Genomic DNA, 24,502 nt, shown 5'->3' with positions numbered 1-24,502 from the left:
TTTAACTTTAAATTTTCACACCATTATGAAGAAAGAGGAATTATTCAACGATGAGTTCTTAAAACAGTTCAAGACCGGTGACGAGCTGAACGGTTTTCTGAAAGAACTCCAAAAACGTGGTATCGAGAAGATGCTGGAAGGCGAGCTTGACGGCCACCTCGATTATGACAAACATGGAAAGGCCAGGAACGGGAACACACGTAACGGCCATTCGACCAAAAAAGTCCGTACCTCCTTCGGGGAATCAAGGATCGCGGTGCCAAGGGACAGGGATGCCAGTTTCAACCCCATGATCGTGCCCAAGCGCGGTAATATGGTCGACGGTATCGAGAACGTGATCGTATCGCTCTATGCCAAGGGAATGAGCAACAGCGATATCGAAGAGCAGATACGGGAGGTCTACAACTTCGATATCTCCACATCCACCATATCGAGGATAACCGACAAGATCTCCGGGGACATCGTCGCTTGGCAGAACAGGCCATTGGAACCGATATACCTTATCGTCTGGATGGACGGGATCGTGTTCAAGGTACGCGAGAACTCGAAGGTCATCAACAAAACGGTCTATATCGCGGTAGGATTGCGCAGGGACGGTAAGAAAGAGGTCCTTGGGCTTTGGTTGGGCAAGAACGAGTCCGCCGCTTTTTGGATGAGCGTACTGACCGATATACGCGCCCGTGGCACCGAGGACATCCTGATAACCGCAACCGATAATCTGAACGGGTTCACCCAGACCATCAAGAACGTGTTCCCCGAATCCAAGACCCAGATATGTGTGGTGCATCAAATAAGGAATGCCTGTAGGTACGTTGTCTGGAAGGACAAAAAAGCCTTTACAACAGATATGAAACTTATCTACAACGCACCTACACAAGCTGCGGCGAAGGCCGCCCTAAAGGACTTTGCGGACAAATGGGAAGGGAAGTACTCCTATGCCGTCAAAAGCTGGAGGGACAACTGGGACGAGCTTACCGTGTTCTTCGAGTTCCCCATCGAGATCAGGAAAATAATCTATACCACCAACCTTATCGAGAACCTGAACGGCAAGATCAGGAAGTACACCAAGAACAAGCTGTCCTTCCCGACGGACGATGCCGTGATGAAATCCGTATATTTGGCGGTAAGGGAGGCCACCAAAAAGTGGTCGATGCCTGTAAGGAACTGGGGCATAATCCTAAATCAGTTCCTGACGATCTATGAAAAAAGGGTCAGACTTTAGATAAAAGTCCAACCCCTGTTATTTTTAACTTACACAGTTAATGGGATAGTGTCACGAAATGTTGAAAGCATATTTGTAGACTCGTAACATTATTTATATCAAATAGTGATTCAATTTATTACTATTCTCTAATATAATATGAGCGAAATTTTTCTTCTAGATTGTTTGGCGGCTACTAAATAATTTCAAAATACACCTAGATAGTATTTCTTGTTGTTTCTGAAATTATTCTTGAACAGAATAAAGATCTTTGGGATATTCTCTTATCGCGTTTTTTTCTTTTTTGCTATTATGTATTAAAAAATTAAACGTGCTTTAAATCTAAGAAACAACATCTGCTGTATCTATGGTAATTCAATCTTGAAAATAGTAATATTTTTCTTATAATACTATTTGGGCAATATTTAGCGTTTAAGTAACATTATTTAGCTTTTTTTCACCTAACAAAAATTTTCAATTGGTTAAAATATTTCTTAAATTCATGTTAAAATAGTTATTATGTATGTTGTTCTCTCTACTCTAATACTATTGTTGATAGTGTCTACTTGTATTCTTCTTTTATTCAATTTAAGAAATAGATTAGGTTTAGCTCCACTATATATTTTACTAGGAGGCATACAATATTTTCAAATTAATATTGATTACATAGAACCATATAAGATTTTAGGAGAATTTCCAGTATTTCCACAATCTATTGTATTGTTTAGCGCTATGTTATTTGCGGTATTATTAATTTATGTAAAAGAGGGTGTCGAAAGTGCTAGAATATTAATTATTGCAGTTCTTATTTCAAGTGCTTTCATTATTGGTTTATTTGAAATCGCAGCTATTCAAGATTATTTTATAAGAATTACTAATAGAACTGGCGATGTAAATTTCACTTTATTTCCCAATTTAAATTTTAAAATATTTTTCATTGGAACATTTCTGTTATTTTTTGACTTTATCTTACTTACTAGTATTTATCAATTTTTGATTTCTAAGATTCATAAAAAACATTACTTTTTAATACTTCTTTTATCACTTTGGTCAGTTCTCATTTTTGATGCGTTTACATTTCATACAGTACTTTTCTATGGTACTTCGAAATACACGGCTTCTTTAATAGGTAATTTTATTGCAAAAACATTATCTGCAGTAATCTTTTCCTTAATACTGTTTATGTATTTAAAGTACATAGACAAAGTATTCGAAACCACTTCATTTATAGCCAATCAAAACCGAGAAGTTCTTTCTATTTTAAATTATAAAAGGAAATACCTCGACCTTAAAGCTGAAAAGAAAATCAGTGAGAAAAAAATCAGTGCTCAGTATGAGAAAACCTTAACCAGTATCTCTGATGGTATTACAACTTTAGATACTAATTGGTGTTATACGTACGTCAATAAACAAGCAGGGAAATTTGTGGGTAGAACCCCTGAAAGTTTGATGGGCAAACATATATGGACCGAATTTCCTGAGGTAGTTCGCCTTCCTTTTTATAATGCCTGTTTAAATGCTTTTAAATCTCAAAAAGCGCATATTTCAGTAGAATCCTTTTCTTTTTATGGCAAATGGTTTGAAAATAGAATTTACCCTACCCAAGATGGGTTGACTATTTATTTTACAGATATTACAGAGAAAAAAGTAATAGAAAAAGCCTTGGTTGAAAGTGAAGCATTTAATAAAGGTATTCTATCATCGTTAACGGCTCATATTGCTGTAATTGATAAAACTGGCGAGGTTTTGGCAGTGAATAAAGCTTGGAATGATTATTCTATAAACAACGGTGGATACAATTATGAAAGTACCTCTGTAGGAAGCAATTATATAGAAGTATGTAAACATGGGATATCTGAAGGAGATGAATTGTCGCAAAATATATTGGATGGATTAATGTCTGTTCTCAACCAAAAGACACGACATTTTGAAATAGAATATCCATCTCATTATAACGATGAAAAGCGTTGGTTTACAATGCATGTAGAGCCCTTTGGTACTGAATTGGATAAACTGGTTATATCACATAACAACATAACCCAACTTAAAATTACTGAAGAAAAGTTAGAACGTACAAATTTGAAATTAAAGGAAGCCCAAAGAATGGCCAAACTTGGTAATTGGGAATTTAACCCTGTAACCAAGGAAATCTTTTTCTCAGATGAAATTTATCAAATTTTTGAATTGGACAAAAATTCATCTCAAGATTTATATGAAAGGTATAAATCAAAATGTATTCTCGAAAATCAAAATGCTATTGATGAATTGGTATCGAATGCAATTAAAAATGAAACCGGATATACTATTGGGTACTTTATAAATTCAGATGAAATTAGCCAAAAATATATTCAGGAGGTTGGTGAAATAGTAAAAGATGAAAATAGTAATGTGATATTAAAAGGCACTATACAAGATATTACTAAAGATAAATTGATAAGTGATGAATTAACTCAAAGCAACGAAGAATTACTTAAAATTAATACTGAACTAGATCGTTTTGTGTATAGTGCGTCTCATGATTTAAGATCTCCATTAACTTCATTACAAGGCTTAATTCAAGTTCTTGAAATGCAAATCGACACTTCTGGTAAAGTTGATAAAGAACCTATTAAGTTAATGACCCAAACCATAGATAAAATGGATAAGTTCATAGCTGATATTTTAGATTATTCATTAAATACTAGAACGGGGTTAGCGCATGAGAGAATTAATTTTGAATCGCTCATAAATTCTAGTTGGGAAGATTTAAAATACATGGACCTTAATTATAAACCAAAACTTACTTTGGATATAAACCAAACTGTAGATTTTCTTTCTGACCCAAAACGCATATCAATAATATTAAATAACTTAATATCAAATGCTTTTAAATATCATGACAAGAATAAAAAAAATCATTTTCTAAATATCTTCATTGCAGTCGATGATAAAAATGTTAAAATTGATATTGAAGACAACGGTATAGGAATCAAAGAAGAGTATATTGATAAAATATTTGATATGTTTCATAGAGCTACTACGTTATCTACAGGCTCAGGAATGGGACTATATATCGTAAAAGAAACAATAGAGAAACTAAAAGGCTCTATACATGTAACATCTGAATTGGAAATAGGAACTAAATTCAGTATCAAATTACCCAATTCCTTATAATATAAAAATTGCTATGAAGTTAAAGGAGATAATGCTAGTCGATGATAATTCTATAGATAATTACGTTTCAAAAATTGTGACTGAAAAAGAAAATATTGCAGAGACTATCACTGTAAAGTCTTCAGCAATAGAGGCTTTAGATTATTTGAAAACTAAAGCCGATAATTTTCCTGAACTTATATTTTTAGACATTAAAATGCCCATTATGGATGGGTTTGAATTTTTGCTTGAATTTTCAAAATTTACAGTCGATAAAAAAGCAAATTCAGCTATTGTAATGCTAAGTTCCTCTATAAGTAATGCAGATATGGAAGCAGCTAGTAATGACCAACATGTTATAGATTATTTGTCAAAACCTCTCAATAAAGATAAGTTAGCTAAAGTGTTGGATATACTAATTCAAAAGAAATAATATTAAAAAATTTTTTGATATTTTCCGCTTTTCGAAAAGCTATCCGCAGTATAATTTTCACAGACTTCTAGTAAGAAAATCAGGTAAAAAAACACCAAATTCATACCGCTAAAAAAAATCTATAAAGGAATATTTACAGGTAATCTAGCCGCTATCTAAGCTATTTAAATAATCCTATTCATCGTCAAAACCTAATAATTAACTAAGCATCTAAAGGTTGACCACCAAAATAAACATACCAGGTTAAATAGATTGCAGCACTATCAGGATCTCCATAACCAATAAATCGTTATTGTTTAGAATCTTCAGATTTTGAATTCGTGGTCGCATTTTGAGCTAGGTAATTCGCTAATATTTTCTCCACTAATTCTTCTTTGGTCAAGTGATGAAAAATGGTTCTTACCTTAGTTTTGAATTCTTCAGCTACTTCGCGATTAGGTTTGGTCTTAAAGATTTTTTTGGCCCAAAGTAGCGTATTATTTTCTTCTATACTCTGTGTATCTGCCTTTTGGTATTTCGAGAAAGAAATACTTAATTCCTTTTCAAAATCTGCTATTTCAGATACTTCTTCTTTTTGAAGTATCGTCAAAGAAAGTCCCTTCGCCCCTGCTCTTGCAGTACGTCCACTTCTGTGAACATATGCATCAAAAGTATCAGGTAAATGATAATTAACTACGTAACCCAGTTCTTTTACATCAATACCACGCGCAGCTAAATCGGTTGCTACCAATATATCGATATGCCCATCTCTAAACTGACCCATTATACGATCACGAATACCTTGAGATAAACTACCGTGCAAGGCACCTGATGAAAATTTATTGATAGCTAAATTTTTCGCTAGCTTATTTACTGCCGCTTTCGTTTTACAGAAAATGATGCCACGCTGCCCTTCTTTTGTGTTTAAGAAGTGCATAAGCACATCTAACTTTTCAATAGGCTCTACCACCACATATTTGTGATCAATACCTTGGTGGCCAAGTGTAGACATATCTGCCTCAACATGAACTACATGTTTAGACATGTAATTTTGAACCAGCTGTTTAATTGCGCCAGACATGGTAGCCGTAAACAAAAGTGTACGGCGAGATTTTGGAATGCCTTCAATTATAGTATCCAAATCTTCTTTCAAAGCAGTTACCATTTCATCGGCTTCATCTAAAACCAAGTACTTTAAATTTTTTATATCAATAGCCTTCCGCTTTACCAAATCAACTAAACGACCTGGCGTAGCTACTACAATATGAGTATCTTCTTTTAAGCGTTCTATTTGAGGTTTTATAGGTATACCACCGCATACTGAAGCAATTGATATCGCAGGACTATGTTTGGCATATGAAATTAGGTTGGCGTGTATTTGTTGTGCCAATTCTCTTGTTGGCGCTAAAATAACAGCTTGTACTGCTGTATTTTCTGTATTGATTAATTGCAGTAATGGTAAGCCGAAAGAAGCAGTTTTACCAGTTCCTGTTTTTGCCAATGCAACAAGGTCATCTTTTTTATTTAGGACAACAGGAATACATTTTTTTTGAATATCTGTAGGTACAGAAATTTGTAATTCTTTTAAACTCTGTTGAAATTCAATATTAATTCCTAAATCCGAAAATTGGCTTGACATAAAATAATTTTGTGCAAAGATAATGACACTTTTATCGGTAATACCATCTATTCTTATTATAAGAGGTATTTAAAATGTTCAATGTCTCCAATTATAAAGAATTACTAAAAGACTGGAATTAATGCTTGTTATTTAAATTTAAGCGGTATTTATTTTTCGCCTAACATGCGTAGCATTTTGGTATGGTCCCAAATGGCATGTCCAATAGATTTTTTCACATTATACGGCATACCAAATTCTAGTGCGGTTTCCGATACAATTTTGGTAAGATCTTTATAATGCACATGGCAAACATCAGGCAATACATGATGCTCTACCTGATAATTTAGCCCGCCTATTAACCAGAATAAAATGTTACTGTTAGGAGAAAAATTACTAGTTGTTGCAAATTGATGTCCATACCAATCATCTTTCATCATTCCTTTTTCATTGGGCAACGGAAACTCATTTACGGGCATAATATGTGCAATCTGAAAAACGATACTTACCAACATACCAGTAACAAAATGCATAGATAGAAATGCCAATAAAATTACCCACCATGCAAACGGCAGCATTATCATAGGAAGTATAAGCGCATAGGAATAGTATAAAAGCTTCCAAGCAGCCATACTCACCAATGTTTTTTCATATTCATGTTTCTTATCAAAAAAGCCCATATCTCGAAAGCGTTTTAGGCGAACAAAATCTTTTGTTGTAATCCAAGAAAGTGTTGAAATACCATAAAAGAACCAGATATAAATATGTTGATATTGGTGTACCCAATAATGTTTTGCATGCGGTGAGAATCTTAAGAAAAATGGAGCATTTAGATCATCGTCTGCATGATCTATATTGGTAAAAGTATGGTGCAGAACATTGTGCTGTATTTTCCATATAGTTGCATTAGCTCCTATTAGATTAAATGAATATCCTAAAAGTGTATTTATTTTTTTGTTTTTGGAATATGATCCATGAATGGCATCGTGCATAACGCCCATGCCAATACCTGCCATTCCTAAACCACTTAAGATATACAGTAAAAATAGAACGGGTACTTGGGTTACTATACCGCACGAAAGAATTATTAACGGTACAAAAAAGAGCGCAAGCATAATTATGGTTTTAATGACCATAGTTGCATTGGCATTTCTACTTTTTTTAGCTGCTTTAAAATAGGTGTTGACCCTTTTTCTTAATGTCTTTGAAAAATCTGGGTTGATGTCTCTTGAGAATTTCGGATTTGCGATGCTATTTTTTTTAGGGGGAATTTAAAACTTAAAAACAGCATAGTTTTTAAACTAAAGAAACGCTGGTTTACTTTATATGTGTTTATAATTCTATTAATCAATTGGTGGGAAGATAAGCTAAATTAAAATAGGGAGTTAAAATATTAATTAAAAGGAAGATGACACTCAATTTTAAATATGAAAATCGTTGAGAATATAAAAAAGCTTGTATTGGGATATTTTCCAATACAAGCTTTAATTTTTTATAATATTTAATTAGTTTTTCTAAACTATTTTTTAGCATTTACAAAACCTCTAACTCCAAGAAGAACCTCCATTTTAGCAATATTTAAACCTTGATTTTTAGCAGTGCCAAAATCACCAAGATTATTAATGTCTACACCTTCAATATTCCAAAATATATTTGTTTTTTTCTGTAAAATATGGATTACTATCTGGACCAGTTCTAAGGGTTCTATCAAAGCCAAATGGAACAATATTCCATAATGTACCTATTCCAAAAACATGACTAATTACTTTTTCTAATAAAATAGTTTCTTCAAGGAAATCTAAATCTGCAACATCAAAGAACATTGCTAGATATGCCATAAAAACCTGTCCAAAGGAAATTAATCAACCCAGCCCCAAAGGTGCAGAAGGTTCTGCAATTGGTTTAGTTAGGTCCATTACAACTTTAAAGACACGATCGGTTCCTAATCTTCTTAAATTATAGGTAAAAGTAGAATCGTTAACGGTAATCCACCAGACATTTGTAGCGGCACCCGGTATCATTTTTTGAGTGTCAACATCCGCAGGGAAAAACTGAATATCTTCTTTACCAGCATTGCTTGCGGTACCACCATAAAAATTAACATCATCTTCTGTACCATCCTCGTGGCGATGATCATGTTTTAAACTGATGATATCTTGGTTCTTTGTTAAAACCCATGTTCTAGATTTATCGTCACCAACATAAAACGGAATCTTAATTTCGTTATCGCTACATGCTCTAACATGCATAACAAGTTTTTTGCCACCAAAACTTTCATCTTCTTCAGGTAATGCTAAACTACCTTCATATGCCTTACCGCAATGAGATTTTAAGTTGTTCCAAAATACTTCAGAAGGGCTAATTTCTTGAGCTATAAGTGGTACTGCAAATAAAAAAGTAATGATGTAAAGTTGTTGTTTTAGTGTCATGGTGCAGGGTTATCTAATTTCTCAAAAATAGGTAAAAGCATTTATAAACCATACTACGATAGCAAAGCTGACTTTTTTATAAAGAATTTCAGTTAAAACTAGGAAATTCTAAGTTGGAAGTTTATTCAGTAGCTTCCCAACTCCTCCACCTATCCATCCCCTCTTGATACCATTTATCGCCTTTAATAAAAGATAAATCGTTATTGCGCTCTACTTTAAATTCTATGGGTTGATTATATAATTTTCCACCTTTCCAGGCATTAAAACAATTAATCAACGTTTCAATTTCTTCATCTTTGGTTAGGTCCATATCTAATTTATATAAATCTTGAACTAAAGGAATTATTGATGTTTCAGTTTGTTCATCATAATGAATTAAGGGCGATAAGCGTATAATTTGCTCGTTAAGTAATTTATCTGTAGCTACCTGTAAAAGCATCATAGCAATATAGTTGGCCGTATCTGGTGGTTGGTATAAAATAGTTTTAGCTTGGTGCAATACGGTTTCTTTAAAGAAATTGAATTGCGGTTTCCATTTAGAAAAAGCAAATTTCTTTCTTCTAAAGATTTGTGCAATCTGTTTCCAATCCCAAAAATTTTGTTTCGCTTCAGACGACATTAATGAATTACTGGTGCCTAGAGATATAATCTGAACCGTTTGTAAGTCTACACCTAGTTTATAGGCTTCTATGATTCCGGCTAAAATAGGGTTATTGAATCCGCCTAGGGCACCATCCCATAACTCATAATATATTTCACTTTGCTTCGCTTTAAAACGCGTCGGAAAATCGAAATATTGAACAGGAGCGTTAGATGAGCCGTTTATAGCTTGAGTTAATCTAACAGAATCATATCCTTCAGGATTTGTTGAAAACGATTTAAAGAATTTAGCTCTGTTATTTAATGCATCATACGTAGCAACCACAATTTTCAGTGATTCTTTGCCAATAAGAGTTGGCAGTTCATCCATCTGAATTTTATCAATCTCTGGAAACAGATTTTCAAAAGCTTCCTTTTTTTTGGTAGCACTATATTTTGGTCCAAATCCTGCATTAAAAAGTCCCAAATAATCCACAGGAAAATAACGATCTTTGAAAGAGTTCTTATGAAAAATTTGCTCTCTATTTTGCTTTTCTTTAAAAAGGGAGATTGCCTTATCTAAAGTATAATTTTCGGCAAGTGCAGCTAACACTATACTTCCGCCAGAATTAGCAATAACAAGGTCAAACTTTTTTAATATTTCGCGACCTTCAATATTACCATATCTATCTTTTAGGGTAAGTAGTTGAATAATAGCCCAGCTTCCGCCGCCATCTAATGATAGAATTTTATACATTGAGTATAGTTATTTTGAACAACAAGTTAAGAGATTCAATATAAAATTGAAAAGGACGGGGAACTACCTATATACTAGCTCTTAAAGTTATAGAAATAAGAAATACCATGTTTGCAGAATGTTCTTAGATTTTATAAGGATAGTATTCTTTTTTAACTACCATTTCTTCCTTTCAAATTAAAGTTCTGTTAATAAAAAAGAATGAACGTTCATTTTCTATATCTTTGTACTCTGAAATTATAAAAATGGCAGCACTTCAAAAAAGTATAGACAAACGAAACGCATTGATAAATGCCACTATAGAATTGGTAAACAATGATGGTTTTCATGCCACACCCATGAGCAAGATTGCAAAAATGGCGTGTGTCTCTCCGGCGACTATATATCTCTATTTTGAAAATAAGCAAGATCTAGTGAACAAAACCTATATAGAAGTTAAGACTAGCTACACGGCTTATGCTTTTGCTACTTATAATGAGACTATGTCTGTTGAAGAAGGTTTTGAAGTGATTTGGAAACGTATTGCGGATTTTAAACTTAAAGAAAGTGCTAATGCCATGTTTCTTGCCCAATGCGATAATACCCCAATGATAGATGAAAAGAGCAGACAAGAGGGCATTAAGCATCTACAGCCCCTACTCGATTTGTGGGCGCGTGGTAAAAAAGAAGGTATTATAAAACCTTTATCAGATTATATGCTGTATGCGTATTCAATTAACCCGCTTTCTTTTCTAATGATTACTCAAATTCGTGGTTCGGTAAAAATGGATAAAGATGAATTAGAACAAGCATATCAAGCAGCTTGGAGCAGTATTAAGGTATGTGAATAAGATGAAAAAGACGGCAATTATATTAGGGGCATCGGGTTTAACAGGTGGGTTATTATTAGAAAAACTACTTATCGATGACAGGTACGAAACGATTAAATTATTCTCTAGATCGAGAATAGAAGGGCTACCAAGCAAAGCGCAACAGTACATTGGTAATCTTTTGGAGTTAGAACAATTCAAGAATGAATTTACGGCAGACGAAGTGTATTGTTGTTTAGGCACCACAGCCAAAAAGACTCCAGATAAAGCAATGTATAAGAAGATTGATTATGGCATACCTGTAGCAGCAGCAAAATTAGCCAAGGAAAATGGTATCGCAACATATTTGGTAGTTTCTGCAGTGGGAGCTAATAAAAAAAGTAGTGTATTCTATAATAGAACTAAAGGCGAAATGGAGCAGGCAGTAGTCGACCAAGCCATACCGAATACTTCAATACTAAGACCCTCATTAATTGGAGGTGATAGGGAAGAACAAAGGGTGTTAGAAAAAATAGGATTGTCAGTTTTTAAAGCCATACAACCGCTATTTATTGGTCCGCTTAAAAAGTATAAAATTATTAATGCAGAAAGCATTGCTCAGGCAATGTTGAATTTAGCAAATACAACGAGTAATACCGATGTTATCATAAAATCAAACGATATAGAACAATTAACAAAACGTAACTAAATATAGATAGATTAAAATGGAATTATTAGATAGATTAAATTGGAGATATGCCGCTAAGGCGATGAATGGTAAAAAAGTAGCAGAAGATAAAGTAGAACGTATTTTAGAAGCTGCACGTTTGGCACCTACTTCTAGTGGTTTACAGCCTTTTGAAATTATTGTGGTCAAGAATCAAGATATTAAAGAAAAGATTAGACCAGTAGCTTGGAACCAGTCTATGATTACAGATTGTTCTCATTTATTAGTTTTCGCTGCTTGGGATAATTATACTGAAGATAGAATCAACTACATGTTCGATTTAACCAATGAGATACGTGGTTTTAAAAACGAAGGATGGGAAAATTATCGCAAAATGTTGTTAGATACCTACCCGAAGAAAGATGCTGAAGAAAACTTTAATCATGCTGCAAAGCAAGCTTATATCGCATTTTCTCAATCGATTGCTGCGGCGGCATTTGAAGAAGTAGATGCTACACCTATAGAAGGTTTTGATCCAGATGCCGTAGACAAGATATTAGGTTTACGTGAAAAAGGATTACGTAGTGCGGTTCTTTTACCATTAGGGTATAGGAATGAAAGTGAAGACTGGTTGGTAAACTTGGTAAAGGTTAGAAAACCAATGAAAGATATGGTGACTGTAATTGAGTAAGTACTCAGTCAAAAAATTGCAATAAGAAATAAAAAAGAAGAAAGAAAATGAACAATTTTGAATTTAAGAATCCGACTAAAATTATTTTTGGAAAAGATACTATAGCGAAATTAGAAAGTGAAATCCCCGCAGATGCTAAAGTATTATTATTATACGGTGGCGGTAGTATTAAAAAGAACGGTATTTATGAGCAGGTAACAATGGCCTTGGCAAATGTTGATGTTATTGAGTTCGGTGGTATACCGGCGAACCCTGAATATGCTGTTTTAATGAATGCATTGCAGATTATTAAAGATGAGAATATTACGTATTTACTAGCTGTTGGTGGTGGATCTGTAATAGACGGAACAAAATTCTTGTCAGCCGCAGCGGTTTATGAGGGAGATACTCCTTGGGATATTTTAACCAAAACCATTAGAACACAAAAAGGGATGCCTTTTGGTACCGTTTTAACTTTACCTGCAACGGGTTCAGAAATGAATTCAGGTGCGGTAATTACAAGAGCGGAAACCAAAGAGAAACTAGCCATGGGCGGACCAGGATTGTTTCCTGAGTTTTCAATTCTAGACCCACAAGTGATTTCATCTATACCAGAGCGTCAATTGGCGAACGGAATTACAGATGCTTTTACGCATGTTCTTGAACAATACATGACCTACCCGATAGGTGCATCGTTACAAGATAGATTTGCAGAAAGTATATTGCAGACATTAGTTGAAGTAGCACCAAAAGTTTTGAAAGACCCGACCGATTATACACCCGGCGCAGATTTTATGTGGAGCTGTACAATGGCATTGAACGGATTAATTCAAAAGGGAGTTCCTGGTGATTGGGCAGTTCATATGATGGGGCATGAGCTAACGGCATTATACGGTATTGATCATGCACGTACATTAGCGGTAATCGCACCAAGTCACTACAAGTATAATTTCGAAGCTAAAAAAGAGAAATTAGCACAGTACGGCGAACGTGTTTGGAATATTACCGAAGGTAGTATTGATGACAAGGCATATGCTGCAATAGAGAAAACCGAAGAATTTTTTCATCATTTAGGTATAGATACCAAGTTGTCTGATTACACTAAAGACTATGAAGGCACTGCTGAAGAAATTTCTGAGCGATTTACAGATCGCGGTTGGAAATTAGGTGAACGTCAAGCTTTAATGCCAGAAGATGCACAGAAGATTGTGAAAATGGCTTATTAGGTTAAGCAAAGTATTTTTTAAAAAGGGCTGTCTAATTTAGACAGTCCTTTTTTTATTTCTGGTTGTGCCAATTAAAAATCACATATGAATGTCTTATCTCGAAGGCAGAATAGTCAAAAACCAATATCTTCGCGCGCATTATGTGGATGTACCTCGGACTTTTAGCAGCACTCTTTTTAGGATTACACAACTTATGTAAGAAACACGCCGTACAAGGCAATGATGCTTTTTCTGTATTACTGGGTACTTTGATAACAGGTTTTTTACTGTTTTTACCTTTGTTTTTGGGTTCAAAATATTATCCTGAAGAATTAGAAGCAATTGGTTTATTTGTGTCAGATATTTCATTGAAGACACACGGCTTCATTTTCATCAAATCTATGATTATGGCTTCGTCGTGGGTATTGGCATATCAAGCTTTGAAACACTTGCCAATTACTATTGTAACACCAATACGTTCTGCTGGTCCGTTTTTCACTTTTATTGGTGCGATTTTAATTTATCAAGAACGCCCCAATTTTTTGCAGTGGATTGGCTTCTTTCTAATCATATTTTCTGTTTTTCTATATTCTAAAATTGGAAAAAAAGAGGGTATAAACTTTAAGAACAATAAATGGATATACGCCATTATAGGTGCCACCTTTTTGGGTGCTTCAAGTGGCTTGTACGATAAGTTCTTAATACAAAGTTTAGCGTTGAATCCCCCTACCCTACAATTTTGGTTTTGTACCTATACCATGTTGATTATAGGCGTTGTGGTTCTTATAACTCGCGCAACTAACCCCAATTTAAAAGGCACTTTCAAATGGCGATGGACGATACCAATGGTGGGTTTATTATTGCAAACGGCAGACTATTTCTACTTTAAAGCACTACAAGACCCAGATGCATTGATTATGTTACTATCGGCAATAAAACGAAGCCAAATATTGATAGCAGTGGTCGTTGGCGGTTTTATCTTTAAAGAACAGAACAAGCGTAAAAAGCTTGTACCACTAGCCGGCATAATGCTTGGTGTCTTTCTTATACTTTATTCATAAAACATCAGGTTACTTACTTATACTATATTCATAAGAAATTCGAGTACGATAATAAGGTTCGCCCGCTAGTAGGCTGTATCTTTGCAGAATTATATATTCTTAATAACGTAGAATTTTATAAACCATCTTATGTCTTTTAAAAAACTGAATCCATACATACTTGAAACTTTAGAAGAATTTTCTATCGAAGAGCCAACAGCATTTCAGAAGAAAAGTATTCCTATTATAAAAAGTGGTACAAATGTATATTGTACGGCACCAAAAGACAGTGGTAAAACGACGACCTTGATATTGACAACCTTACAGAAATTAAAATGTAAGGCAGAGGGCAATGCGCCTAGAGCGGTCGTAGTGGTTGAGAACAAAGAAAAAGTACTTGAACTCTTTGATGAATTTTTAAGGTATACCAAATACTGTTCATTGAGAGTTTATGCAAGTTATAAAGAGCTGCATATAGACATTCAAAAATCAGAAATATTTGAAGGTATAGATATATTGATTACAACACCTACTACCCTGCATAAATTGTTTTTATTAAATGGAGTAAGTACCTCACAATTAAAGATTTGTAGTATTGATGATGGTGATTTCTTGATTCAGAAATCTGACTACACGGCGATGATTACTGTTGCCCAGAGTATTATGAAATGTCAGTACGTGATATATTCAGAAAAAATGCATCCTAAATTAGAACGATTTGAAGATTATTTCATGGAACGTGCTAGTCATGTGAAGTTATAACATAAGCTTTCTCATTGCTTTGAATACCCCTGTTTTTGTAAGGCATCAATAGTACTATTATAGCCAATATCAAAAATGGCATCTATAGATCGCATATCAAATGTCGCATATTCGCTAAGTTCTTCGGGTGAAATTACGAATTCACAATCTGCAAATTTCGCAATAGAATCAGAAGCAGATTTTATTTTGTAGGCTCTGTCCAATACATTATAGGAATGCTTTAAGTCCTTTATTTTAATAGCCTTTAGTGCGTTTACGTAACTGCCGATAATTTTGTCGCAGGAAGGTTTTAGGGGCTCGATAGGAAAATTGTTTAATACACCACCATCCACATAAAAAGATCCATTAATATTAATAGGCGAAAAAACACCAGGAAAAGTTGCAGATGCAAGCACTGGTTTAATTAATTCTCCTGTATCAAAAATCTTTAGTTCTCCTTTAATAATATCGGTAGCAGTAATAAAAAGTTCTTTAGGTAATGATTCAAATGTGTCTTTTGGAAAGAACTTTTTAAACTCATCATAAAACTTCTCAGTATCTAAAAATCCTGGTTTATTTCGGGCAAATCTATTGGCATGGAAAATAGGGATTACTTTAAAAAATTCAAGTATATCTGCCCAATTTATACCACCGGCATATAATGCCCCAACAATAGCACCAGCACTCGTGCCAGATATATGAGTAGGATAAATAGCATGTTCTTCTAAGGCCTTTATCACTCCGATATGAGCTACTCCCCTAATGCCTCCACCTGAAAGTACTAATCCGGTATTTGTCATAACTGTTTTATGTTATATTTCTTAAAATAATCATTTTTGGGCAACAATGTCGAATTTTACTAATCCCCCATCAATTTCAGCTTTCAGTAAAAAACCGTTTTTATAGTAGTATTTGTTCTCATGATTTTTGGCATTTATTTTTTTGTAGGAGTGATTTTCTAAAGGAATAATGGTATTGAAACTTCCATCTTGTTCAGAATAGCATCGTTCAATATGTATAGGCTCATCAAAATAGAGCAATATGGTGGCGTAGTTAATATCCTCTTCTACCACCAATTCGTTTATATTATTCTTTGATATTTGGTAACAGTCCATTTCCCAATTCCTGAGAATGTCTGCGTAGGGTTTATCATTAACATCTATACGTACGTTTGCCCTTTTTAACTTATTATTTTCAAAGGTAACGTTGTACAAATAATTCACATCTATTTCTTTGATAACCCTTGTGTTTATAGTAGTTACGCTTTGGTATTGAACCTTAGAATCTTTAATTGTTTTTGTTGCTTTTAAACTGCCAATTACTTTATCATTATTTAAAACATCAAAAAAAAGCGTGTTTTTCACAGGACTTATTTCTTCGGATATAGACCCAGCGGAACCTAGAGAAAAAAGTATAATTATTATAATGAATTGATTTATTGATGACATCCTTAATTATATAAAACGATTAAGATTCGTATGCTCGTTATGGAGTCAAAAGTAGGGTATTCCATTTTTTCGGAACCTAACCAATATCATGTTTCATAGGTTACAAAAAACAATGGCTTACGAATTTCTTCGGAAGCCATTTGTTATAAAAATTATATTATACGTTATTCCATATCAATGATACCTACAACTTCGTAAGCCCTAGAACCATCTACTTGAACTTTCTCATAAAGTATGTTAGCATACTCGTAGTAAGTTAAACCATCAATGGTCACTTTCTCATACCCTTCTGGTAATTCGTACACTATAGTTCCGATTTCAGGATCTACCACTTCATATCCAGAATTTGATTCTATATAAAATGTGCCACCAGTATTAAAATACAATTGGTTATTGAAACGTACCCTTTTATAATTTGGAGGTAAGCTTTGTATTCTAAATCCAACTTTAGGTGCAATAGCAATATATCGACCACGAGATTGTGTATAGTATCTATTATTGGCGTAGTAGTAATTTTGACCGTTATGCTTCACCACACTTCTGTTTGGTACATTTCGAACAGATACTACTTTTTTAGTTGGTGTTCGGTACACAACTTTTTTACTAGAAACTCTTCCTGGCGTTTTTGTAACGGTAGTAGTTCTGGTAGTTGTGGTTTTTGTTGCCGTTCTTTTTTTTGTTTGCGCAGTACTTGGTAAAGCAAATGCCACCAGAAATAAACCTAGTACTACGTATGTTTTAGTATTTGTTATCATCGTATTAAATTTAAAAGGTTAAACTTTTATTTTATGTTCAATACTTTGACCTATAAAGGGAATAATAGTTTAATCTATACCCCCATAATAAAATTACAAATAGACGAGTAGGTAAATTTTATCTACGAAGCTTTAAATTGTATAGAAAAAATATTTTCCTTGGCTATTAAAACGAGAATTAGGTTCTAGGCGAATTATTGTCTTGTTGATTCTCTAATACTTTTCGTATAGATTCGCTATCCCAGTGGTTATCATATTCGACGATACCTCTTTTAAAATCTTCTTCTAATAATCTTTGCTGCTCTTCTAATTCTTTACGAGCTTTAAAAATATAGTTTTCTTCTCCCTTTGGTTCAGCTGCTAATCTTCTTAAACTTGTTTCATCATATTTAATGAAATTCTGTACTTGTTGGTTCAAGGTATATTTTCTAAAACCAAGTTTACTCAACACATCTTTAGCTAATGAAAGTGACGTATCTAAAGATTCTCTATAAATATTCTCCATACCCATATTCAATAATTCGTACGCATCATATCTATTTTGCGCTCTAATCATGAGTTCAACATGTGGGTATTTCTCTTTGACCATTTTTGTAATCTCTTTGGTTATGCTGGGGTTGTCTAGAGCACATATTAATATTTTAGCTTGTGCAATACCTGCAGATTCTAATAGATCCATACGTGTGGCATCACCGTAATACACTTCAAACCCCATTTTACGAAGAAAGTCGACACGGTCAGAGTCTTGATCTAAAATTGTGGCCTCAATACAGTGAGATCTTAGAAAACGACCTACTGTACTACCAAAGTGGCCAAAGCCTACAAGAATAACATTCTGAGATTTTGCTATATGATCCATAGGTCGTTTTATAGATTCTTTTGTGCCAATTTTTGGGAGGATCAAACGTTCGTTAATAATACTAATAATGGGGGTTATGGACATTGTTAATGCAGTAATTACCAATAGGATATCCATTTGCTCTTGTTCTAGAATATTCAATTGAAATGCAAATGAAAGCAGTACAAAGGCAAATTCACCAATTTGCGCCAAGCCGAAGGTCAATAATAATTTCTGATCTAGTTTCATTTTAAACACCGTACCAATAACAAATAAAACAAAAGCTTTAATTAAAATGACGGCAATTAATATTCCGCCGATGGTCAATGGCATTTTGGCAATAACAACAAAGTTTATCGATGCACCAACGGCAATAAAAAACAATCCTAATAGCAAGTTTTTAAAAGGTTCTAAGGTACTTTCTAGCTCATGTTTATATTCGCTATTAGATAGAACTACTCCACCTAAGAATGCTCCTAAAGCAGGTGACAGTCCTACGTATTCCATTAAAAAAGAAATACTGAATACTATTAATAACGCAGAAGCAATTAATAGTTCTCGTACCCCAGTCTGTGCTACCTTTCTTAACATCGGTACTATTAAATACTGCCCTGCACCTATAATCAATGCCACCGATAATATAATTGCGAGTGTTTGGTAGCCCATTGGTAAACCATCTAAAAGATTGCTACTTGCCTCATGTGTAACGGTAGTTGCCGCCACATCTGTATTTGAAAGTAACGGAATAGCACCCAACATGAAGATGACGATGATATCTTGGAATAATAGTATAGAAAAAGCGGAATTACCAAAGGTAGTATCCATTAATCCTTTTTCTTTTATGGTCTGCATGGCAATTGCAGTAGATGACAGCGCTACCGCCATAGAAATAACCAAAGCTACTTTCCAATCAAAATCTAATAATATAAAAAAGAGATATGTTAGTACCATGGTTCCACCAACCTGCAGCCCGCCTAAACCTGCAATAGTCTTTCGCATATTCCAGAAATTCTTTGGCTCAATTTCAAGTCCGATTAGGAATAGCATTACCACAACTCCGAATTCAGCAAAATGAAGAATATCTTCTCCTTCTTCCCCAATAAACCCTAATACGTATGGTCCAATTAAAACCCCGGCCATTAGGTACCCTAATACTGAACTAAGACCTAAGCGCTTAGCTATAGAAACACAGATGATTGCTCCCAGTAAAAAAACAATTGCATCAAAAAGTATACTGCCGGTCATAAGGGTTGGTTTAAATTCGATACTATATTCATGGACACCTCATATTAAATTGAAGGTAAATAATTACAGCTGAAGTTCGTCGATTAAATCACTGTACTTTGAGCCATAAACTTCTAATTCGGCATCAGATAATTTGTAGGTTCCCATTACGGTAAATGGCTTGCGATAGTTCATTAAGCAAAGGTTTGCCGTTTGCTCGAATGGTCTTAAAAACTCTGTTATGGTGTAGCTATTTATACCCTGTGTGCAATACAATTCTTTACTGCCACCAGTGGTAATAGCATTTAAACAAATCTTTGAAGTCAATGCTTTTCCATTAGGTCCGTACGCCCAATTAAACTCCAATACCATATCTATCCACTGCTTTAATAACGGCGGACAACTATACCAATACCTTGGGTGATGCCAGATAATAACATCATGTTCTTAAAATAGCCTTTTCTGTAAAGGTGCGTCTATATAAAAATTAGGATACAAATCGTATTAGTGATAAAAAGTAACACTTATTTGTCATTGTACTCATCTTGATTTTTTATACTTCGGATGAGCAAACAATACTAAAAACTTTTTCATATTCAGGCAAATTAGCAAAAACACGTACAGATAGGCTATGATACCTATTTTGTAATTAGATTAAAAGATATTTTAATACCTTCTATTATCATACCTGTGCCGATAATGGCGATGATCAGACCCATAATTTTACCAATTACAGAAATTACATTATAGCCAACTAATTTTACGATTAAATTACTCAATCTAAAAGTAAAATAAGTTAGTAAACTCATAAAAGCAAAAATGGCAATTACTATAGTAATATGAATAGGTTGTGCATTTGAAACAAAGTTCATTGCTGTAACAATCGTACCCGGACCGGCTAAAATTGGAATCGCAAGTGGCGACACCGCAATATTCTCATCAATATTTACGTGCTTTATATTCTTAACATTAGACTGTTTTGATTGTAGCATGTCAAAACCGATATAGAATATCAAAATACCGCCTGTAATCTTAAATGCAGGAATACTAATATTAAATAGTTCGAATATATATTTTCCTAAAAGAACAAATACCACTACAATAATAAAGGCAATAATATTGGCCCTTTTATTGATATCAGCCTTTGTTTTTTCATCTGCCCCTTGAGTCAAAGACAGAAAAACGGTCATGTTAGATATTGGGTTTGTAATGGCAAAAAAGCCCGTAAAAACAGCAATAGAAAAGGTAGTTAAATCATTCATTATTCTAAGCAAAATTTAATCGCGCAAGAACCTGATTTCTTACTGAAATTCCAAGAATAATTTAAATCTTTTGGGATTTATTAGAATATAGGAAAAGCTGAGAATAATTTGAATTAATCTCAGCTTTTTAATGAATTTTACAACATATTATAGTTCAATTGCTATTGGAAGCTTTCAATGTTTTTTTAAATATGTTTTGAAATTTTATTTCTCTACTTCAAATAAGATAAATTGATTCAGCTGAGGACCATAAAGGCTAAAATTATTATCGGAAACAACTAGTAAAGAGCGATTACCATTTTTAAAATGTGGACCAAAGGTTACCCCTTCAATGTTATCGACGATACCGTTCGTAAGTTCTTTTCTAATATCCTCAAAATTAAACAAAAGCTTCTTTGTTACTTTGGTGTAGCTAGCACCTTTTAAACTATTGATACTACTTACATTGGTTGCTTTGCTTGCATCTACGGCATAAATTTTAACGGTATTACCACCGTCAACATAGCCCATAGCAAACGAACGTTCTAAAACAAGAAATTTATTTGTATCATATTCTAAAATCTCTACGATACCATTTAATCTAAACGTATAGCCGTTAATAGCTTGCTTTGATACTTTATCTAACTCATACACTATTTCCTTTTCAAAATGCCCTGTTTCTCTATTTAAAAAAGCGATTCTTACGGGGGAATCTGTTTCTTCTAAAGTTGGTTCAACTCCATCTTCTTTCAAAGGTAATTCCATCGCAATCCAGTATCCTTTTTTATCGAAACTCAATGTAATGCCTTCGAAGACTCCGTTGTGGTGTGGACCAAAATTTGAGTCCGTATTTGGTAGATATCGTTTTGCTAGCCTAAACTCATTTATAAACACTCCGCTAGAATCTGCAATTTGTACGAATGGTTTCAACCCAACCTTGATATTCCCTTCACTTGTCCAAATAAATGAACCATCATCAAATCGAATCGATTCAGGGTCGACTATTCCTTTTGGAATCAACTCGCCAATTGAATCTTTAAAATGAGTAACAGATTTTATGGTAATCGAATTAAATCCGCTAGAGTCATAAGAAATTTTCGCGCTATAAAAACGTGGTGCGTCACTATCATCGCTAATGGCATACCAGGTGCCATTAGCATAATCGATACCAGATAATCCACCTACTATAGTATTTTCAAATGTGGTCTCATCTGGTAAAATATATTCATCAACAAAACGTAATTTTAGATTGGTATCCATCTTATTGGTATCATTATTAGTACCGCATGAAATTACCAATAGAACAGTACATAGAAATAAGGTCTTTACTACATCACTCATTTGATTAGTTTTTAGAAGCCAATATCAACAATTGCAAAATTACTCTTAATTCATTTTTGCAGGTATAAACGAATGTAAAAAATGAATTTACGGTAAATAGGAACGCCCCAAAAGCTGGGCGTTCTAGTACTAATTAAAATTTTTGGAGTTTAAAACTAAAAACTTGGAAAAAAATAAAAATAATGCTTAAAGACATGATATCTACTCAAAAAACAATAAAATAGCGATTAACTAAAGGGTAGTTTATGGCTCATATTCTATTTATATTGACGTTAATGATAAATAGGGAAGCTTCTTGATATATTTTAATTTTAGTCCAATAAAAATAATCGAAGTAACCTATATTCAAGTTGCTCCTAGAAAACTTTAAAGGTAATTTGAGCTTTTTTCTTTTCTCGTTTATTAGAATGTGTACACCTCGACAAGATTTTAGTATTTATAGTTTATCTGAATTGTAATTTCTAGGTGTTGCAAATAATTGAAATGTTCTATTGGCAAATTGGCTTTATATACTATAGCATTGTTTTTAGCTTATTATTAGCAATGAATTACAATACTGTAATAATTTCACTTTGTGGCAATCTAGATTTCGGTGTTTTCTCGGTCGAGTTGAAATCAGATTCAGCTCTATAACCTATTGAGACAGCAGTTATCGCCGTAAAACCTTTCTCTCTTAATCCGAATTCTTCGTCTAAAACTTTCATGTGTAGACCTTCAATTGGTGTTGCGTCAATTTGTAAACTTGCCACACCTAATAAAAAGCTACCGATATTTAAGTATACCTGTTTTTCCATCCAATGTTGAAAATCTTTTACATCGTATTTATGAATGTCTGCGAAAGCATTCATAGCTCCGTATAATCTGTTTTTCATATCCTCATTAGGGAATCTTCCGTCTTTATCTTGAATCTCTAAAAGGTGTTTAAAATATTCGTCGTCGGCACTAGTTCGTGAACAAAACAAAACTACGGCTGAAGCATTTGTTATTTTTGGTTCATTAAAATGAAAAAAGCCTTCTGTTGCCTTTGCAATACGTGCTTTTCCTTCTGGGGTTTCTGCAACTATAAAATGCCAAGGTTGAAGATTTACACTAGACGGACACATTCTCAATAAATTTTTGACTTCAGCCATATCTGATTCAGAAATTTTCTTGGTTGTGTCATATTCTTTCGTTGTATATCTCCAGTCTAATGTTTCGTGTAAATTCATTATTATATATTTTAAAATTGGTTAAATAATCAAGGGCAAAGATAATTGCGGCAGTAAGTTATAACATAGTACAAAACAAGGTGAAGAATGTATAATAAGAGGTTTTTTTAGTGATAAAATCTTAAAATACTATTCAAAAAACTTAATTTGTTCGTGAAAATACCGATACTAGATACTTAACCTAATTATAAAACCTTCAATAATACAAGCTTAATTGGTAAGTTCTGTCATTTTATAAGCTGCAACATTTTCTAATTTATCTTTAGAAACAAGCCTATATGCTGCAATATGATCACTTTCAGAGTGCTTTGCTAGAAATTCTTGATTTACCCATTTTTCGTGAAATAAGAATAAGTTTGGGTTATCATTGTCTTGATGTAAGTCGTAAGCTATACATCCTTCCTCTCCTCTAGTGGGACCGACCAGTTTCAATAATTCAGTTTTTATTTCTTCTCTATACGCTTCTTTTACTAGAATATGTACCACTAAGGTTAAATATGATTTTTTCATAAGATGTTTTAAATGATTGATAAAATAAATTGCTCAAAGGTAAAGATTGATGAACGAAAAATTAACTAACCCACCTAAAAGTGAGATTAATTCTAGGCAGAATTTTCTTTGTAGTTTTCGGTATTTTGTGTAGCCAGTTTTCTTGTGTTGCTCCTTGCATAATCAGTAAGCTACCATGTACCATAGGGATATCTATTCGTTTTAAATCTTTTCTAGTCGCATGTTTGAGTTGAAATGGTCTAGTTGCGCCAAAAGTGACCGAACTTATAACCGTATTTTTCCGTTCTTCTCCATTATAGTCGCGATGCCAATTAACGCTGTCTTCCCCATTTCTATAGTAGTTGAGCAAACAACGTGTAAATTTGACATCTACCTCTTTCTCTATACGTTTTTTTATAAAAAGTAAATCTTCGGTCCAAGGGAGAGCTTTACTTTTAGTAGTTGCATAAGACTCATCTGCATTGCTATCTCCGTACCAAGCCGTTATTCTAGGTAAGTCTATTTCTTTACCGTAAATAAGAAGTTGATCTTGCTCCCAATTAGTGTTATTTAAAAGACTGGTGTATAGTCTATCACTTTCCTCTTTTGAAAAGAAATTTTCAAATAAAGTAACATCAGCACCAGGTAAATCAAATTCCGTTTTTCGGACTTCATCTGTAGAAAACAAATCTGTTTGATTGAATACATCCATTGTAGTC

Annotated in this window: 24 protein-coding genes; 9 read left to right on the top strand and 15 right to left on the bottom strand. The window is 33.8% G+C overall.

Going from position 1 to position 24,502, the window contains the following annotated elements:
* The first annotated feature begins 25 nt into the window (after positions 1 to 25).
* The 3 genes from ACPF9A_RS20700 to ACPF9A_RS20690 all read left to right on the top strand — a co-directional run bounded on the left by ACPF9A_RS20700 (position 26) and on the right by ACPF9A_RS20690 (position 4,766).
* The gene (locus ACPF9A_RS20700; protein WP_423997793.1) at positions 26 to 1,222 is read left to right on the top strand and encodes an IS256 family transposase; all 1,197 of its coding nucleotides are present in this window, start codon (positions 26 to 28) and stop codon (positions 1,220 to 1,222) included.
* Between the two features lie 498 nt (positions 1,223 to 1,720).
* The gene (locus ACPF9A_RS20695; RefSeq protein WP_424000053.1) at positions 1,721 to 4,354 is read left to right on the top strand and encodes a PAS domain-containing sensor histidine kinase; all 2,634 of its coding nucleotides are present in this window, start codon (positions 1,721 to 1,723) and stop codon (positions 4,352 to 4,354) included.
* 13 nt (positions 4,355 to 4,367) lie between these two features.
* Positions 4,368 to 4,766, top strand: a complete 399-nt coding sequence (locus ACPF9A_RS20690) for a response regulator (RefSeq protein ID WP_424000051.1) — start codon at positions 4,368 to 4,370, stop codon at positions 4,764 to 4,766.
* 289 nt (positions 4,767 to 5,055) lie between these two features.
* Here the strand turns inward: ACPF9A_RS20690 and ACPF9A_RS20685 are convergent, their stop codons facing one another.
* From ACPF9A_RS20685 to ACPF9A_RS20665, 5 genes are all read right to left on the bottom strand, one after another.
* Positions 5,056 to 6,384 carry a DEAD/DEAH box helicase gene (locus tag ACPF9A_RS20685; RefSeq protein ID WP_424000049.1) on the bottom strand — a complete coding sequence of 443 codons (1,329 nt, stop codon included), beginning with the start codon at positions 6,382 to 6,384 and terminating at the stop codon, positions 5,056 to 5,058.
* 149 nt (positions 6,385 to 6,533) lie between these two features.
* The gene (locus ACPF9A_RS20680) at positions 6,534 to 7,478 is read right to left on the bottom strand and encodes a fatty acid desaturase family protein (RefSeq protein ID WP_424000047.1); all 945 of its coding nucleotides are present in this window, start codon (positions 7,476 to 7,478) and stop codon (positions 6,534 to 6,536) included.
* A gap of 519 nt (positions 7,479 to 7,997) precedes the next feature.
* The gene (locus tag ACPF9A_RS20675) at positions 7,998 to 8,201 is read right to left on the bottom strand and encodes a hypothetical protein (RefSeq protein ID WP_424000045.1); all 204 of its coding nucleotides are present in this window, start codon (positions 8,199 to 8,201) and stop codon (positions 7,998 to 8,000) included.
* 24 nt (positions 8,202 to 8,225) lie between these two features.
* Complete coding sequence (locus ACPF9A_RS20670) at positions 8,226 to 8,792, bottom strand: hypothetical protein (protein WP_424000043.1); 567 nt, start codon at positions 8,790 to 8,792, stop codon at positions 8,226 to 8,228.
* Between the two features lie 121 nt (positions 8,793 to 8,913).
* Positions 8,914 to 10,128: a patatin-like phospholipase family protein gene (locus ACPF9A_RS20665; RefSeq protein WP_424000041.1), complete on the bottom strand. Its 1,215-nt coding sequence runs from the start codon at positions 10,126 to 10,128 to the stop codon at positions 8,914 to 8,916.
* A 245-nt stretch (positions 10,129 to 10,373) separates the two neighbouring features.
* On the opposite strand from ACPF9A_RS20665, the gene ACPF9A_RS20660 reads away from it, so the two are divergent.
* The 6 genes from ACPF9A_RS20660 to ACPF9A_RS20635 all read left to right on the top strand — a co-directional run bounded on the left by ACPF9A_RS20660 (position 10,374) and on the right by ACPF9A_RS20635 (position 15,260).
* Positions 10,374 to 10,958, top strand: coding sequence for a TetR/AcrR family transcriptional regulator (locus tag ACPF9A_RS20660; protein ID WP_424000039.1), 585 nt, complete (start codon positions 10,374 to 10,376; stop codon positions 10,956 to 10,958).
* Position 10,959: 1 nt separating this feature from the next.
* Positions 10,960 to 11,625: an NAD(P)H-binding protein gene (locus ACPF9A_RS20655; RefSeq protein WP_424000037.1), complete on the top strand. Its 666-nt coding sequence runs from the start codon at positions 10,960 to 10,962 to the stop codon at positions 11,623 to 11,625.
* Between the two features lie 16 nt (positions 11,626 to 11,641).
* The gene (locus tag ACPF9A_RS20650) at positions 11,642 to 12,274 is read left to right on the top strand and encodes an NAD(P)H-dependent oxidoreductase (protein ID WP_424000035.1); all 633 of its coding nucleotides are present in this window, start codon (positions 11,642 to 11,644) and stop codon (positions 12,272 to 12,274) included.
* A gap of 47 nt (positions 12,275 to 12,321) precedes the next feature.
* Positions 12,322 to 13,479 carry an iron-containing alcohol dehydrogenase gene (locus ACPF9A_RS20645; RefSeq protein WP_424000033.1) on the top strand — a complete coding sequence of 386 codons (1,158 nt, stop codon included), beginning with the start codon at positions 12,322 to 12,324 and terminating at the stop codon, positions 13,477 to 13,479.
* Positions 13,480 to 13,619: 140 nt separating this feature from the next.
* On the top strand, positions 13,620 to 14,519 hold the full coding sequence (locus ACPF9A_RS20640; protein WP_424000031.1) for an EamA family transporter: 900 nt from the start codon (positions 13,620 to 13,622) through the stop codon (positions 14,517 to 14,519).
* A gap of 129 nt (positions 14,520 to 14,648) precedes the next feature.
* Positions 14,649 to 15,260, top strand: coding sequence for a DEAD/DEAH box helicase (locus ACPF9A_RS20635; protein ID WP_424000029.1), 612 nt, complete (start codon positions 14,649 to 14,651; stop codon positions 15,258 to 15,260).
* An 11-nt stretch (positions 15,261 to 15,271) separates the two neighbouring features.
* Here ACPF9A_RS20635 and ACPF9A_RS20630 read toward each other — a convergent pair whose 3' ends face one another.
* The 10 genes from ACPF9A_RS20630 to ACPF9A_RS20585 form a co-directional block, all read right to left on the bottom strand.
* Positions 15,272 to 16,039 carry a patatin-like phospholipase family protein gene (locus tag ACPF9A_RS20630; protein WP_424000027.1) on the bottom strand — a complete coding sequence of 256 codons (768 nt, stop codon included), beginning with the start codon at positions 16,037 to 16,039 and terminating at the stop codon, positions 15,272 to 15,274.
* A 30-nt stretch (positions 16,040 to 16,069) separates the two neighbouring features.
* Positions 16,070 to 16,603: a DUF6134 family protein gene (locus tag ACPF9A_RS20625; RefSeq protein ID WP_424000025.1), complete on the bottom strand. Its 534-nt coding sequence runs from the start codon at positions 16,601 to 16,603 to the stop codon at positions 16,070 to 16,072.
* A 248-nt stretch (positions 16,604 to 16,851) separates the two neighbouring features.
* Positions 16,852 to 17,442: a DUF6515 family protein gene (locus ACPF9A_RS20620; protein ID WP_424000023.1), complete on the bottom strand. Its 591-nt coding sequence runs from the start codon at positions 17,440 to 17,442 to the stop codon at positions 16,852 to 16,854.
* 178 nt (positions 17,443 to 17,620) lie between these two features.
* Entirely contained in the window at positions 17,621 to 19,525 is a 1,905-nt protein-coding gene (locus tag ACPF9A_RS20615) for a monovalent cation:proton antiporter-2 (CPA2) family protein (protein ID WP_424000021.1), read from the bottom strand.
* A 63-nt stretch (positions 19,526 to 19,588) separates the two neighbouring features.
* Positions 19,589 to 19,939 carry an NAD(P)H-dependent oxidoreductase gene (locus tag ACPF9A_RS20610; protein ID WP_424004545.1) on the bottom strand — a complete coding sequence of 117 codons (351 nt, stop codon included), beginning with the start codon at positions 19,937 to 19,939 and terminating at the stop codon, positions 19,589 to 19,591.
* Between the two features lie 203 nt (positions 19,940 to 20,142).
* Positions 20,143 to 20,766, bottom strand: a complete 624-nt coding sequence (locus tag ACPF9A_RS20605) for a MarC family protein (protein WP_424000019.1) — start codon at positions 20,764 to 20,766, stop codon at positions 20,143 to 20,145.
* A gap of 204 nt (positions 20,767 to 20,970) precedes the next feature.
* Positions 20,971 to 22,086 carry an esterase-like activity of phytase family protein gene (locus ACPF9A_RS20600; protein ID WP_424000017.1) on the bottom strand — a complete coding sequence of 372 codons (1,116 nt, stop codon included), beginning with the start codon at positions 22,084 to 22,086 and terminating at the stop codon, positions 20,971 to 20,973.
* A 548-nt stretch (positions 22,087 to 22,634) separates the two neighbouring features.
* Positions 22,635 to 23,294, bottom strand: coding sequence for an oxygen-insensitive NAD(P)H nitroreductase (gene nfsB / locus ACPF9A_RS20595; RefSeq protein WP_424000015.1), 660 nt, complete (start codon positions 23,292 to 23,294; stop codon positions 22,635 to 22,637).
* Between the two features lie 210 nt (positions 23,295 to 23,504).
* The gene (locus tag ACPF9A_RS20590; protein ID WP_424000013.1) at positions 23,505 to 23,804 is read right to left on the bottom strand and encodes a putative quinol monooxygenase; all 300 of its coding nucleotides are present in this window, start codon (positions 23,802 to 23,804) and stop codon (positions 23,505 to 23,507) included.
* A gap of 61 nt (positions 23,805 to 23,865) precedes the next feature.
* On the bottom strand, positions 23,866 to 24,495 hold the full coding sequence (locus ACPF9A_RS20585) for an alpha-ketoglutarate-dependent dioxygenase AlkB family protein (protein WP_424000011.1): 630 nt from the start codon (positions 24,493 to 24,495) through the stop codon (positions 23,866 to 23,868).
* Positions 24,496 to 24,502: the final 7 nt, after the last annotated feature.

The organism is Maribacter sp. IgM3_T14_3, assembly GCF_049603095.1.
Taxonomy (GTDB): domain Bacteria; phylum Bacteroidota; class Bacteroidia; order Flavobacteriales; family Flavobacteriaceae; genus Maribacter.
The sequence above is the reverse complement of the archived record's forward strand: the minus strand, read 5'-3'. Positions and strand labels throughout refer to the sequence as shown.